This is a genomic window from Streptomyces sp. NPDC008001 (genome assembly GCF_042958085.1).
Lineage (GTDB): Bacteria > Actinomycetota > Actinomycetes > Streptomycetales > Streptomycetaceae > Streptomyces.
In genome coordinates this window covers 17,977-29,723 of the sequence record NZ_JBIBIZ010000018.1, presented here as the reverse complement: position 1 = coordinate 29,723, position 11,747 = coordinate 17,977, and the positions used below count along the sequence as shown (strand labels likewise).

16 protein-coding genes and 3 tRNA genes are annotated in these 11,747 nt (G+C 72.0%); 9 read left to right on the top strand and 10 right to left on the bottom strand.

Annotated elements, in window-relative coordinates:
- Nucleotides 1–334: 334 nt before the first annotated feature.
- From ACFZCD_RS32790 to ACFZCD_RS32760, 7 genes are all read right to left on the bottom strand, one after another.
- The gene (locus tag ACFZCD_RS32790) at nucleotides 335–1,753 is read right to left on the bottom strand and encodes a DHA2 family efflux MFS transporter permease subunit (RefSeq protein ID WP_391836706.1); all 1,419 of its coding nucleotides are present in this window, start codon (nucleotides 1,751–1,753) and stop codon (nucleotides 335–337) included.
- A gap of 77 nt (nucleotides 1,754–1,830) precedes the next feature.
- The gene (locus ACFZCD_RS32785) at nucleotides 1,831–2,364 is read right to left on the bottom strand and encodes a TetR/AcrR family transcriptional regulator (RefSeq protein WP_391836705.1); all 534 of its coding nucleotides are present in this window, start codon (nucleotides 2,362–2,364) and stop codon (nucleotides 1,831–1,833) included.
- A 74-nt stretch (nucleotides 2,365–2,438) separates the two neighbouring features.
- Nucleotides 2,439–2,870 (bottom strand): MaoC family dehydratase, encoded by a 432-nt coding sequence (locus ACFZCD_RS32780; RefSeq protein WP_391836704.1) that lies wholly within the window; start codon nucleotides 2,868–2,870, stop codon nucleotides 2,439–2,441.
- The gene (locus ACFZCD_RS32775; protein WP_391836703.1) at nucleotides 2,871–3,323 is read right to left on the bottom strand and encodes a MaoC family dehydratase N-terminal domain-containing protein; all 453 of its coding nucleotides are present in this window, start codon (nucleotides 3,321–3,323) and stop codon (nucleotides 2,871–2,873) included.
- Between the two features lie 100 nt (nucleotides 3,324–3,423).
- Nucleotides 3,424–3,588, bottom strand: a complete 165-nt coding sequence (rpmG, locus tag ACFZCD_RS32770) for a 50S ribosomal protein L33 (RefSeq protein ID WP_006604855.1) — start codon at nucleotides 3,586–3,588, stop codon at nucleotides 3,424–3,426.
- An 85-nt stretch (nucleotides 3,589–3,673) separates the two neighbouring features.
- Nucleotides 3,674–3,746 (bottom strand) — tRNA-Met (locus ACFZCD_RS32765).
- A gap of 49 nt (nucleotides 3,747–3,795) precedes the next feature.
- Nucleotides 3,796–3,868: transfer RNA gene (locus ACFZCD_RS32760), tRNA-Thr, on the bottom strand.
- Nucleotides 3,869–4,062: 194 nt separating this feature from the next.
- Here ACFZCD_RS32760 and ACFZCD_RS32755 point away from each other — a divergent pair.
- Together ACFZCD_RS32755 and ACFZCD_RS32750 are read left to right on the top strand one after the other, a co-directional pair.
- Nucleotides 4,063–5,352, top strand: coding sequence for an amidohydrolase family protein (locus ACFZCD_RS32755; RefSeq protein WP_391836702.1), 1,290 nt, complete (start codon nucleotides 4,063–4,065; stop codon nucleotides 5,350–5,352).
- Between the two features lie 61 nt (nucleotides 5,353–5,413).
- Complete coding sequence (locus ACFZCD_RS32750) at nucleotides 5,414–6,076, top strand: NAD(P)H-binding protein (RefSeq protein ID WP_391836701.1); 663 nt, start codon at nucleotides 5,414–5,416, stop codon at nucleotides 6,074–6,076.
- A gap of 125 nt (nucleotides 6,077–6,201) precedes the next feature.
- Here the strand turns inward: ACFZCD_RS32750 and ACFZCD_RS32745 are convergent.
- Nucleotides 6,202–6,283, bottom strand: a tRNA-Tyr gene (locus ACFZCD_RS32745).
- 213 nt (nucleotides 6,284–6,496) lie between these two features.
- Between ACFZCD_RS32745 and ACFZCD_RS32740 the strand changes: the two genes are divergently transcribed.
- Complete coding sequence (locus tag ACFZCD_RS32740; RefSeq protein WP_058046849.1) at nucleotides 6,497–6,985, top strand: YajQ family cyclic di-GMP-binding protein; 489 nt, start codon at nucleotides 6,497–6,499, stop codon at nucleotides 6,983–6,985.
- Between the two features lie 118 nt (nucleotides 6,986–7,103).
- Here ACFZCD_RS32740 and ACFZCD_RS32735 read toward each other — a convergent pair whose 3' ends face one another.
- Both ACFZCD_RS32735 and ACFZCD_RS32730 read right to left on the bottom strand, forming a co-directional pair.
- Nucleotides 7,104–7,499 (bottom strand): YccF domain-containing protein, encoded by a 396-nt coding sequence (locus ACFZCD_RS32735; protein WP_391836700.1) that lies wholly within the window; start codon nucleotides 7,497–7,499, stop codon nucleotides 7,104–7,106.
- Nucleotides 7,500–7,621: 122 nt separating this feature from the next.
- Nucleotides 7,622–7,888, bottom strand: a complete 267-nt coding sequence (locus ACFZCD_RS32730; RefSeq protein ID WP_391836699.1) for a GlsB/YeaQ/YmgE family stress response membrane protein — start codon at nucleotides 7,886–7,888, stop codon at nucleotides 7,622–7,624.
- 137 nt (nucleotides 7,889–8,025) lie between these two features.
- Here ACFZCD_RS32730 and gvpO point away from each other — a divergent pair, with 137 nt between their 5' ends.
- The 6 genes from gvpO to ACFZCD_RS32700 all read left to right on the top strand — a co-directional run bounded on the left by gvpO (nucleotide 8,026) and on the right by ACFZCD_RS32700 (nucleotide 11,731).
- A complete protein-coding gene (gene gvpO, locus ACFZCD_RS32725) occupies nucleotides 8,026–8,358 on the top strand; it encodes a gas vesicle protein GvpO (protein ID WP_391836708.1) in 333 nt (110 codons plus the stop codon).
- A gap of 168 nt (nucleotides 8,359–8,526) precedes the next feature.
- Nucleotides 8,527–8,997, top strand: coding sequence for a gas vesicle structural protein GvpA (locus ACFZCD_RS32720; protein ID WP_391836698.1), 471 nt, complete (start codon nucleotides 8,527–8,529; stop codon nucleotides 8,995–8,997).
- A gap of 3 nt (nucleotides 8,998–9,000) precedes the next feature.
- Nucleotides 9,001–9,714, top strand: coding sequence for a GvpL/GvpF family gas vesicle protein (locus ACFZCD_RS32715; protein WP_391836697.1), 714 nt, complete (start codon nucleotides 9,001–9,003; stop codon nucleotides 9,712–9,714).
- 20 nt (nucleotides 9,715–9,734) lie between these two features.
- Nucleotides 9,735–9,986 (top strand): gas vesicle protein GvpG, encoded by a 252-nt coding sequence (locus tag ACFZCD_RS32710; RefSeq protein ID WP_391836696.1) that lies wholly within the window; start codon nucleotides 9,735–9,737, stop codon nucleotides 9,984–9,986.
- A 16-nt stretch (nucleotides 9,987–10,002) separates the two neighbouring features.
- Nucleotides 10,003–10,551 carry an ABC transporter substrate-binding protein gene (locus ACFZCD_RS32705; RefSeq protein ID WP_391836695.1) on the top strand — a complete coding sequence of 183 codons (549 nt, stop codon included), beginning with the start codon at nucleotides 10,003–10,005 and terminating at the stop codon, nucleotides 10,549–10,551.
- Nucleotides 10,544–11,731 carry an SRPBCC family protein gene (locus ACFZCD_RS32700; protein WP_391836694.1) on the top strand — a complete coding sequence of 396 codons (1,188 nt, stop codon included), beginning with the start codon at nucleotides 10,544–10,546 and terminating at the stop codon, nucleotides 11,729–11,731. The genes ACFZCD_RS32705 and ACFZCD_RS32700 overlap by 8 nt, the downstream gene beginning before the upstream one ends.
- Nucleotides 11,732–11,747 lie beyond the last annotated feature (16 nt).

Here is an 11,747-nt window from a genome sequence, read left to right as displayed (position 1 = left end):
GGCCAACACCCCACCCGCCCCAGGCAAAAGCCCCCCGGGCGGGGGGGGGGGGGGCGGGGGGCGGGGGGGGGGGGGGGGGGGGGGGGGGGGGGCGGGGGGCGGGGGCGGGGGGGGGGGGGGGGGGGGGGCGGGGGGCGCGGGGGCGGGGGTCCGGGGCCGTATATTTACGGGCCCGTGCCCGGCGCCGCGGTGTTGCCCTCTTCCTCATCGGGCCCACAAATACACGTCAGCGCCCCGGACCCCCACCCCTGCGCCCCCGGCCCCCTCCGCGCGTCGTCGGCTTTCCGGTGCCGCCTTTCCCTTGCCGGTTTGCCGGTGCAGTGCCCCTGCTGTCTCAGTAGCGGGCGGGTGAGTGGGCATGCTCCCGCCGCTGCACGGCGGGAGCGGCTCGTACCGCGTCGCGGGCGGGGATCAGCAGCGCTGCGAGCGCCCCGAGGGCAACCGCGGCCACGCCCGCCCAGAGCGCGGGGACGAGGCCGTCCACGAAGCGCTGCGGCGAGCCGTAGCCGCCCCGGGCGGAGAAGAGCGAGGCCAGGACGGCCACCCCGAGCGCCCCGCCCACCTCGCGCAGCGCATTGTTCGCGCCGGAGGCCATCCCCTGTTCTTCGGGGCGGACGCTGGACATCGTCAGCTTGGCCGCGGGGGCGAAGAACAGGCCCATGCCGATGCCACTGACGATCAGGCCCGGGAGCTGGGCCGCGTAGGAGACGTCCGGGCTCATGACGAGTGCGAACCACGCCAGACCGAGGGCCTGGAGGGCCAGCGCGGTGACGACGACCGGGCGGCTGCCGATGCGGTCGGCGAGGTGGCCGGACAGCGGCGCCGCGATCATCGGCATGGCGGTCCAGGGAAGCATGCGCAGCCCCGCCTCGGTGGGCGAATAGCCGAGCGCGTTCTGGAGGAACTGGCTGAGCAGGAAGACCGAGCCGAACATGCCCAGGAACATGAAGACGCTCGCGGCGTTGACGCCGGCGAAGGCGCGGTTCCCGAAGAGGCGCATGGGAAGCATGGGCTTCTTGTGGCGGAAGCCGTGGTGGATGAAGCCGCCGATGAGGGCGCTGCCCGCGATGAGGGCGGTCAGGACCTGGGGGCTCGTCCAGCCGTGCGCGTTCGCGTTGACCAGCCCGTAGACGATGCCGAAGAGGCCGCCGCTGACGAGGAGCGTGCCGGGGACGTCCAGGCGGGCGTTCCCGGCGCGCGACTCGTCCAGGCGGAGGCGGGCCAGGGGGATGAGGGCCAGGCCCAGCGGGACGTTGAGCCAGAAGATCCACTGCCAGGAGACGTGCTGGGTGAGGGTGCCGCCGATCAGCGGGCCGCCGGCCACGGCCAGGCCGTCCACGGCGCCCTTGATGCCATAGGCGAGGCCCCGGCGGCCGGCGGGGACGGCCGCGGTGAGCAGGGTGAGGGTCAGTGGCATCGTGATGGCGGCGCCCACGCCCTGGACGGCCCGGGCGGCGATCAGGGCCTCGATGCCGGGGGCCAGGGCGGCCGCGGCGGAGGCCGCCGTGAAGACCGTCAGGCCGGTGACGAAGAGCTTGCGGCGGCCGAAGCGGTCGCCCAGGGCCGCGCCGAACATGAGCAGGACCGCGAAGGTGAGCGTGTACGCGTTGACGGTCCATTCGAGGTCTTCCAGCGCCCCGCCGAGGTCCTTGCGGATCGCGGGGAGGGCCGTGGTGACGACGAGGTTGTCCAGTGCGGCCATGAAGCCCGCCGCGCCGGTGATGACCAGGGCCCAGACGGCCTTGGGTGGCATGTTTCCCCCTTGTTATTTAGTAATTGCTCACTAACTTTGCTGCCCGGACGGAAGGGCCTCCGGCCGCGCCGGGCGTCTCAGAAGCCGTTCCACACCCGGTGGTCCGGCGGGAAGCCCAGCGACATCAGCGTGTTGATCAGCATCCCCTTGGCCAGGAACCGCGTGGTCTCCCCCGCGTCCCCGCCGAGCGCCAGATGCGCCCCGTCCCACAACTCCAGCCACGCGGCCCGGATACTGCTGCCGAACTCGCGATCCCCCGCCGCCTCGGCCGAGGCCACCGCCACGTAGATCTGCATCTGCATCTGCAGCTTCTCGGGGTCCTCGGAGATGAGATGGTCGTACGCCGCGGCCATGGCCTGCAGCGTCCCGCGGGGCGGCGCGCCCTCGACGGCCTTCGCGAAGACCTCGCGCGTCTCCTCCAGGCAGCGGTGCGCCGCCGCCAGGAAGATCGCTTCCTTCGTGGGGAAGAGCCGGAAGAGGTACGGCTGTGAGACGCCCACGCGGCGTGCGATCGCCTCGGTGGACGTCCCCTTGTAGCCGGCGCGCGCGAATTCCGTGATCGCGGCGCGGATCACGCTCTCGCGCCGTTCCTCCGCGCTCATCCTGACCATGAGGAGTAAGTTATTGGTCACTTACTTCACGCGTCAAGAACGAAGGGCGCCGCTGACGTGCGGCGCCCCTGCCGTCAGGCGAGCCGTACGACCGCCCGGGACATGCCCAGGACCTTCTGGCCGCGGCTCTGCACCACCAGGTCCACGCGGACCGTGCGGCGCTCGTCGTCCTTGGCGGCGACCTTGCCGGTGACCTCGATGACCGCGCCCTCGTCGTCGTTCGGCACGACGACCGGACGGGTGAACCGCACGCCGTACTCGGCCACGGCCCCCGGGTCGCCCGCCCAGTCCGTGACCACGCGCGCCGCCTCGGCCATGGTGAACATGCCGTGCGCGATCACGTCCGGCAGGCCCACCTCCTTGGCGAACTTCTCGTTCCAGTGGATCGGGTTGAAGTCGCCCGAGGCGCCCGCGTAGCGGACCAGGTCCGCGCGCGACACCGGGAAGGAGCGGGCCGGAAGCTCCGTGCCGATCTCGACCTCGTCGTAGGAGATCCGGGCAGTCATCTACGCCTCCTCCGCCGCGCGGGCCACGAGGGTCGTGTGCGCGGTCACCACGTGCTCGCCGTGCTCGTCCTGGACGTCGCCGCGGATCGACAGGACGTCGTTGCCCGCCAGGGACTTGATCGACTCGATCGTGGAGACGACCGACAGGCGGTCACCGGCCCGGACGGGGCGGGCGTAGGCGAACTTCTGGTCGCCGTGCACGACGCGCGAGTAGTCCAGACCCAGCTGGGGGTCGCTCACGACCTGGCCGGCGGCCCGGTACGTGACCGAGAAGACGAAGGTCGGCGGGGCGATCACATCCGGGTGGCCCAGCGCCTTGGCGGCTTCCGGGTCGGTGTAGACCGGGTTGGTGTCGCCGATGGCCTCGGCGAATTCGCGGATCTTCTCCCGGCCGACCTCGTACGGGTCGGTCGCCGGATAGGTCCGCCCTACGAAGGACTGGTCGAGCGGCATGGGCCCGGCACCTCCTGAGGGGACTGGTGTGGATGAGGGTGGCGGATACGCCACGAGGCCGCCCCCACGAATGGGGACGGCCTCATGAACGAGCCTGGTGTTATCGCGTCTCGCGGTGCGCGGTGTGCGAGTTGCAACGGGGGCAGTGCTTCTTCATCTCAAGACGGTCCGGGTCGTTACGCCGGTTCTTCTTGGTGATGTAGTTCCGCTCCTTGCACTCCACGCAGGCCAGCGTGATCTTCGGGCGGACGTCGGTGGCAGCCACGTGAGTGCTCCTTGACGGAATGGACGGATTAACGCAGACAAGAGTAGCCGACCGGAGGACCGACCCCACAATCGGCTACTACGTGTAGCGGTGACCGGACTTGAACCGGTGACACAGCGATTATGAGCCGCTTGCTCTACCGACTGAGCTACACCGCTTTGATGCGGGAGGGATCCTCGCCCGAAGGCGAGGAACCTCTCACACCAGAGCCCCAAAACGGAATCGAACCGTTGACCTTCTCCTTACCATGGAGACGCTCTGCCGACTGAGCTATTGGGGCGAGCGAGGAAGACATTACACGGTTGGCCGCCGAAGGTGAAATCCGTATCCGGAGGACGCCCGCGGCGCCGTCACGGGACGCTTCCCGCACCACACCAGTACGACTATTCGTCGCTTGCTCGAAGCCGTTCCGGCCGCGCCCTACGCTCGGACGTGCTGCGTGATCATGCACGCCCCGGCCCCCGGAGGAGCGCGATGCCCGACAGCCAGCCGCAGCCCCCGGCGGAGCCCGGGGGCGAGGCGCCCAGGCCCGCCGCCCATCCCGCCGTCGTGCCCGGCGACGGCGCCCTCGTGCTCGGCGGTGCCCGCCTGGCCGACGGCCGCACGGTGGACGTGCGGCTGAGCGGCGGGCACATCGAGGCGGTGGGCACCGCCGGCAGCCTGGCGCCCGGGCCGCGCGTGGACCTCAGCGGCTATCTGCTGCTGCCCGCGCCCGCCGAGCCGCACGCGCACGGCGCCACCGCGCTCACCGCCGAGGCCGACGGGCCCGTCTCGTACGCCGTCGAGGACGTCCAGCGGCGGGCCACCGAGGCCGCGCTGCTGCAGCTCGGGCACGGGGCCACCGCCCTGCGCTGCCACGTGCGCATCGGCGACGTCCAGGGGCTGCGTTCGCTGGAGGCCGTCCTGCAGGCCCGGCGGGCGCTGCGCGGCCTCACCGACCTGACCGCGGTCGCCGTGCCCCGGCTGCTCACCGGCGTGGCCGGGGCCGACGGGCTGGCCCTGCTGCGGGACGCGGTGAAGATGGGCGCGGCCGTCGGCGGCTGCCCCGACCTCGACCCCGACCCCACCGGCTTCGCCGAGGCCGCCCTCGACCTCGCCGCCGAGTACGGCTGCCCCGTCGACCTGCACACCGACGGCTCCGACCCGGCCCGGCTCGCCCGGCTGGCCGCCATGGCCGGAGGGCTGCGCCCCCGCGTCACCCTCGGCCCCTGCGGCGGCCTCGCCCGGCTCCCCCGCGACCTGGCCGTACGGGCCGCCGAGCAGCTGTCCGCCGCGGGGGTGACCGTCGTGTGCCTGCCGCAGGGCGACTGCGGGACGCTGGAGCAGCGCGGCGGCCGCGTCTCGCGCTGCGCCCCGGTGCGGCTGCTGCGGGCGGCGGGCGTCCGGGTCGCGGCGGGCAGCGGCGCCCTGAGGGACGCGGCCAACCCGGTGGGCCGCGGCGACCCCCTGGAGGCCGCGTTCCTGCTGGCCTCGCACGGCGAGCTGCGGCCGGAGGAGGCGTACGAGGCGGTCAGCGGGTGGGCGCGGGCGGCGATGGGGCTGCCGCGGGTACGGGTCGAGGCGGGTTTCCCGGCCGAGCTGCTGGCCGTCCGGGGCGAGCGCGTCGAGGGCGTGCTCTCGCTGGGCTACAGCCGGCTCGTGGTCCACGGGGGGCGGGTGGTGGCCCGGACGAGCGCCGTGCGGGAGTACTGCGACACCTCCGCGGCCGCCGCGGCGCTGGACCTGCCGCGGCAGTCCTCGCGGGGCGGGGGCGAGCCGTCCTGACGCGCGGCCGGGTCCGGCGAGGCCCTCTGTCGGATCCCGGTGATCGGCGTACGGTCGGATCATGCGCATTGTCATCGCTGGTGGACATGGTCAGATCGCGCTGCGGCTGGAGCGGCTGCTCCACGCGCGCGGGGACGAGATCGCAGGCATCATCCGCAGGCCGGAGCAGGCGGGTGCCCTGCTGGCGGCCGGCGCCGAACCGGTCGTGTGCGACCTGGAGTCGGCCGCGGTGGAGGACATCGTCAAGCATCTGGAGACGGCCGACGCCGCGGTCTTCGCGGCCGGTGCGGGGCCGGGCAGCGGGATCGCCCGGAAGGACTCCGTGGACCGGGCGGCGGCCTCGCTCTTCGCCGATGCGGCCGAGGCGGCGGGGGTCCGCCGCTTCCTGGTCGTCTCCTCCATGGGGGCCGACACCGAGCCCCCGGAGGGCACGGATCCGGTCTTCGCCGCGTACCTGCGGGCGAAGGGCGCGGCGGACGCGGACGTGCGGGCGCGGGCCGGGCTGGACTGGACGATCCTGCGGCCGGGGCGGCTCACGGACGACGCCGGTACGGGGCGGGTGACGCTCGGGGAGTCCACGGGGCGGGGCGAGGTGAGCCGGGACGACGTGGCGGCGGTCCTCGCGGCGCTGCTGGACGAGCCGGGGACGGCGGGGCGGACGCTGGAGCTGATCGGCGGGGACACGCCGGTCGCGGAGGCGGTGCGGGCGGCGGCGGGCGGCTGAGGGCCGGGCGGCGGAGGACCGGGCGGCGGAGCACTGGGCGCCGGAGGGCCGGCCGGCGAGGGCCGGGAACGGCGCCGGGAAACGAAAGAAGCCCCCGACCTTTTCAGGTCAGGGGCCTCGTTCCGTGGCGGCGCCAGGATTCGAACCTGGGTAGGCTAAGCCGACGGATTTACAGTCCGCTCCCATTGGCCACTCGGGCACACCGCCATGGGGTGTCACCTCGGGCTCTCTTTCGATTCGCTCCGTGGCAACGACGTAAACCATACCCGATGACCTGGGGTGGTCCGCCACTCGGTTCATCGCCCGTGCGAACGGGCGCGGGGTGGCTAGGCTGACGGGGCGGTCCGCCACCGGTCCCCGGCCGGCGGCGATCCCGGGCCGCACACCCCGATGGATCTACGTACGAGGAGCCAACTCAATATGGCCGACTCCAGTTTCGACATCGTCTCGAAGGTCGAGCGGCAGGAGGTCGACAACGCCCTCAACCAGGCCGCCAAGGAGATCTCCCAGCGCTACGACTTCAAGGGCGTCGGCGCCTCGATCGCATGGTCCGGCGACAAGATCGAGATGCGCGCCAATGCCGAGGAGCGGGTCAAGGCCGTCCTCGACATCTTCGAGACCAAGCTGGTCAAGCGCGGCATCTCGCTGAAGTCCCTCGACGCGGGCGAGCCGCAGGCCTCCGGCAAGGAGTACAAGATCTTCGCCTCGATCGAGGAGGGGATCTCGCAGGAGAACGCGAAGAAGGTCGCCAAGATCATTCGCGATGAGGGCCCGAAGGGCGTCAAGGCGCAGGTCCAGGGCGACGAGCTGCGCGTCAGCTCGAAGAGCCGCGACGACCTCCAGGCCGTCCAGGCCCTCCTCAAGGGCAAGGACCTGGATTTCGCGATCCAGTTCGTCAACTACCGGTAATCCCGGCGGGAGACGCGGCAGGACCGAAGGGGCGGTGCGCACAAGCGCGCCGCCCCTTCGGCGTGTTGGGCCGTCATCACCGCCGGCCGCCGTCAGCAGCGGGCATCGGCGGCGGGCGTCACCAGCGGCCGGCGAACGCCTGGTCCGTGGGGACGATCTCGCGGCCGAGCGGGAAGAGCGAGACCGGGATCAGCTTGAAGTTCGCGATGCCCAGCGGGATTCCGATGATCGTGAGGCAGAGCGCGACGCCCGTGACGATGTGACCGAGGGCCAGCCACCATCCGGCGAAGACGAACCAGATGACGTTGCCGACGAGCGAGCCCGCTCCGGCGTCGCGGCGCTCCACCGCCGTCCGGCCGAACGGCCACAGGGCGTAGCTCGCGATGCGCATCGAGGCGATGCCGAAGGGGATGGTCACGATCAAGACGAAACAGATCAGTCCTGCCACCACATAGCCGATTGCCATCCAGAAGCCACAGAGCACCAACCAGATGATGTTCAGGATGAACTTCATAAAAAACAGCCTCCCATTCGTCCCGCCCTCTAGCGACTGGGACGCCGGACGGCTACCGACGGTTGCCATGCCCGGGAGGTCTGCCACAGAAGGTGACGGTGGTTCCGGGCCCGGCGCCGCCGTCAATGGTGGTGCGCTCTCGCCCTGTCCACGGCCCCCACGCCGATCGCCGCCAGGGCGATCTGGATCAGCCACTCGATCCAGTCGAGGCCACTCGTGACCGAGACGTGCAGTGCGTGCGCGATCGCGGTGCCGGCGAGCGCCGCCGCGATGCCGATGAGGATCATCAGCCACAGGGGGACGTGCTGGCGTCCGGGAAGGACCAGCCGGCCGAGCAGGCCGATGAGGAAGCCGATCACCAGCGCGCTGAGGATGCCCGAGATTTCCATGGGACTCACTTCCACGGGTGGGGCGGAGGCCGGGCCCGCGGCCCGGTTTCCTGCCCAACCCCATAAATCCTTATATACGCCTTTTATGTCAAGGGAGCGGGAGGGATACTTGTGACTGACAGCATGAGAAGGTGAAGATCACGAACGACCGTGAGCCGGAGACCGCCGAAGCCCCTCGCAAGCACGCAGCCCGGGAAGAACGCCTGGCTGCCACGGAGGCGATGCGCAGCGCGGTCGAGCAGCTGTCGGAGCTGCTCGGGCGGCAGCCGGAGTCCGTCTCCTCGCTGAAGCCCACCGAGGAAGGCTGGGAGGCTCGGGTCGAGGTGGTGGAAGTGGAGCGGATCCCCGAAACGACCAGCGTGATGGCCAGCTACGACGTCGTGCTCGACCAGGCCGGCCGGCTCCTGGCGTACGAACGGGGGCGCCGCTACACCCGCGCGCAGACGGACAGGGACGATCGCGACCGCTAGCGGCGGCCCCCGACCCCCTCCCCTTCGGCACTGCGCGCGTCCGGCGCGCCGGCTCCGGCGCGAAGCCGCCGCGACGTGCGGCGCCGGAAGTCTCCGTGACGACGTGACGACGTGACGATGCGATGACGTGATGACGTGACCGACGTGGCGTCGCGAAGGGAAGGCATCGTGACCGTTACTCCGCAGGGCGGTGCCCTGCCCACCGGGGGCGGCGGCCGGTCGGGAAACCTCTACGACGTGCTGGACCTGGTCCTGGACCGCGGCCTGGTGATCGACGTCTTCGCCCGCGTCTCCCTCGTGGGGATCGAAATCCTCAAGGTGGACGCCCGCATCGTCGTGGCCAGCGTCGACACCTACCTCCGCTTCGCGGAGGCGTGCAACCGGCTCGACCTGGAGTCCGGCCGCAAGGCTCCGGCCCAGCTTCCCGACATGGTGCAGGGCGCCGTCGAAGGGGGCGCCAAGAGCAAGAGCAAGGGCGCGCTGACAGGCGCGGTCGAGGCCATCACCGACTCCCTGCACAAGGGCCGCGACGAGGACGAGGAAGAGGAACGCGAGCGGGCCCCCTCCGGCCGCGAGGCGTCCCACCGCGGGGAGGCGGAGCGCAGGCCCCGCCGCTCGTCACGGGCGAGGGAGGAATGAGCGATGCCGGTGTACGTCTACGCCATCACCTCGGAGTCCCACCCCTTGCGCTTCGACGACGTACGCGGCGTCGGCGACCCGCCCGCCGAGCTCCGCGCCATCGGTGACGGCCCCTTGCGCGCGGTGGTCAGCGACGTCCCCGAAGACCTCACGGCGGGCCGGCGCGACCTGGAGGCCCACCACACCGTCCAGGGGCACCTCTGGTCCGGGGGCAGCACGCTGCCGCTGAGCTTCGGCTTCGTCGCTCCGGACGAGGAATCCGTGCACGCGGTGCTGCGGGAGCGGGGCGAGGAGTTCACCCGTGCCCTCGACGAGCTGTCCGGGCGGGTGGAGTTCAACGTCAAGGCCGTCCAGAACGAGGAGGCGCTGCTGCGGGACGTCCTGGCGGGCTCGGAAGAGGCCCGCAGGCTCAACGAGGCCACGCGCTCCGGCGGCGGCTCGTACGAGGACCGGCTGGCACTCGGTCAGCTCGTCGCCCAGGAGGTCCAGGCGCGGCAGGAGTCCCTGGCGGCCGAGATCGCCGAGGCGCTGCGCCCGCTCGCCCGTTCCGAGAAGCTCTCGCCGCCCTCGCAGCAGTACTTCCTGAACGCCTCGTTCCTCGTCGACGACGAGAAGAGCGAGGAGTTCGTGCGAACGGGTACCGAACTCGCCGAGCGGTACGGCGAGGTGGCCGAGCTGCGCGTGCGCGGCCCCCTGCCTCCGTACAGCTTCGCCTGAGCGTTCCGGGAGGAGCAGCCGTGGGACTGGTCACCGGGCTCCTGGGCCTGCCGCTCGCTCCGGTCAGGGGCGTCGGATGGGTGGTGGACAAGATCCGTCTGGCGGCGGAGCAGGAACTCGACGATCCCACGGCCCTCCAGGAGGAACTGGCCTCCCTGGAGCGGGCGCGCGAGGAGGGCCGCATCGATGAAGAGGAGTTCAAGCGGCGGGAGGACGCCTTGCTGGAGCAGCTGATGGCGACCCGGCAGCAACAACCCCCGCACGGCCTCTGATGGGAAGGCGGAGACGATGAACAACGCCAAGATGGGCGCGGCTGTGCTCGGTGGGTACGTGCTGGGGCGCACCAAGAAGGCGAAGCTCGCGATCGGACTCGGCACGCTGCTGGCCGGCTCCCGCGTCAGACCCGGGCAGCTCGGCAAGACCCTCGCCCAGTCCCCGTTCCTCGGCAACCTCAACGAGCAGGTCCGCAAGGAGCTGCTGACCGCGGGAAAGGCGGCGGCGACGTCGGTGCTCACGGCCAAGGCCGAGCACCTGGCCGACTCCCTGCACGAGCGGACCACCGGTCTGCGGGAGGTGGAGAAGGGGGCGGAGAAGGCGGCGGAGAAGGCCGGGAAGACCGCGAAGAAGGCTCCGGCGGCACGTGGCTCCGGGCACGGGTCCGCTGCGCACTCCGGCGGCGGGACCGCGGATGCCGCGCACCGCACGGCCCGGTCCGGCGGGTCCGGGAAGCGCAAGGAGACGCACGAGGAGGACACGCACGAGAAGGACACGCACAGCACGGCTCGTGGCCGTTCCTCCGGCGGCGCCCACAGGACGAGGAGGTCGGACGATGGCTGAGCGGAGGGCGGCGGAGCGCGCGACCGGGGCGGCCGGCGGCCTGCGGGAGCGGGTGCAGGGCAATCCGGGCGCGAACCGGCTGGTGGAGGAGGCCGAGGCCTACGTCGAGGCTCGGCTCGAACACGTGCTGGAAGAGATGGTGCACCGGATGGAGGAGGCGGCGACCCGGCTCGGCGAGGCCCACCTGGGTCCGCACGAACTGGCCGGCGCCCTCGCGCACGGCGGTCAGCGGCTGAAGGCGGGGGCCTCGCCCAGCGCGGCCGTGCTCTCGGCGGTCGCCTCCCACGCCAAGGACGCGGTGTGGGAGAAGGTCAAGGAGGTCTCCGGCAAGCGGCGCGAGGAGAAGCGGTCGGGCGGGCCTTCCGGCGGCCGGAGCCTGACGGTGGTCGAGGACGTGGACGTCGGCGTCCCGGTGCGCGAGGCCTACGACCAGTGGACGCAGTTCCAGGACTTCGGCCGGTTCGCCAAGAGCGTGGTGAACGTGGAGCGGGAGGACGACACGACGTCCCAGTGGCACGTGAAGATCGCCAAGGCGAGCCGCCACTGGCAGGGCCGGGTGACCGAGATGGTGCCCGACGAACGCATCGCGTGGGTCTCCGAGGGCGCCAAGGGAACCACCAAGGGCGTGGTCACCTTCCATCCGCTCGGCGAGAACCTGACCAAGGTGCTGCTGGTGATGGAGTACTTCCCCCAGGGGCTGGTCGAGAAGACCGGTGCGCTGCTGCGCGCCCAGGGGCGCCGCGCCCGGCTCGACCTGAAGCTCTACCGCTCGTTCCTGACCATCCGCGGCGAGGCCACGGGCGGCTGGCGCGGCGAGGTCCGCGACGGCGAGGTGGTCGGCGAGCCGGACGACGAGGCCGGGGCGGAGGACGCCGGCGAGCGCGGGCGGGACGAGGACGAGGAGGAGCGGCCCGGCGAGGACGCGTACGAGGAGTACGAGGACGCCGAGGACTCCGGTGAGGGCCCGTACGAGGAGGAGGACCGGGGCGGCGAGGGGCGGCGCGGGCGCGCTGCCCGCGACGAGGCCGAGGACGAGGAGCGGTACGAGAACGAAGATGCCGAGGACGCCGAGGACGCCCGCTACGCCGAGGACAACGCCTGGGAGGACGAGGAGCCCGGGGACGAGGAACCGGAGGACGAGGAACCGGAGAGCGAGGAGCCCCGCCGCTCCAGGAGGTGACCCCGCCCCGCGCGAT

What these genes read in the sequence shown, in the direction of transcription:
- ACFZCD_RS32775 (WP_391836703.1), bottom strand. Translation starts at nt 3,323, where the DNA reads ATGCCGCTCGACCAGTCCTTCGTAGGGCGGACCTATCCGGCGACCGAC.
- ACFZCD_RS32700 (WP_391836694.1), top strand. Translation starts at nt 10,544, where the DNA reads ATGGCTGAGCGGAGGGCGGCGGAGCGCGCGACCGGGGCGGCCGGCGGC.
- ACFZCD_RS32785 (WP_391836705.1), bottom strand. Translation starts at nt 2,364, where the DNA reads ATGGTCAGGATGAGCGCGGAGGAACGGCGCGAGAGCGTGATCCGCGCC.
- ACFZCD_RS32750 (WP_391836701.1), top strand. Translation starts at nt 5,414, where the DNA reads ATGCGCATTGTCATCGCTGGTGGACATGGTCAGATCGCGCTGCGGCTG.
- ACFZCD_RS32755 (WP_391836702.1), top strand. Translation starts at nt 4,063, where the DNA reads ATGCCCGACAGCCAGCCGCAGCCCCCGGCGGAGCCCGGGGGCGAGGCG.
- ACFZCD_RS32790 (WP_391836706.1), bottom strand. Translation starts at nt 1,753, where the DNA reads ATGCCACCCAAGGCCGTCTGGGCCCTGGTCATCACCGGCGCGGCGGGC.
- ACFZCD_RS32715 (WP_391836697.1), top strand. Translation starts at nt 9,001, where the DNA reads ATGCCGGTGTACGTCTACGCCATCACCTCGGAGTCCCACCCCTTGCGC.
- ACFZCD_RS32735 (WP_391836700.1), bottom strand. Translation starts at nt 7,499, where the DNA reads ATGAAGTTCATCCTGAACATCATCTGGTTGGTGCTCTGTGGCTTCTGG.
- ACFZCD_RS32705 (WP_391836695.1), top strand. Translation starts at nt 10,003, where the DNA reads ATGAACAACGCCAAGATGGGCGCGGCTGTGCTCGGTGGGTACGTGCTG.
- ACFZCD_RS32780 (WP_391836704.1), bottom strand. Translation starts at nt 2,870, where the DNA reads ATGACTGCCCGGATCTCCTACGACGAGGTCGAGATCGGCACGGAGCTT.
- ACFZCD_RS32740 (WP_058046849.1), top strand. Translation starts at nt 6,497, where the DNA reads ATGGCCGACTCCAGTTTCGACATCGTCTCGAAGGTCGAGCGGCAGGAG.
- ACFZCD_RS32730 (WP_391836699.1), bottom strand. Translation starts at nt 7,888, where the DNA reads ATGGAAATCTCGGGCATCCTCAGCGCGCTGGTGATCGGCTTCCTCATC.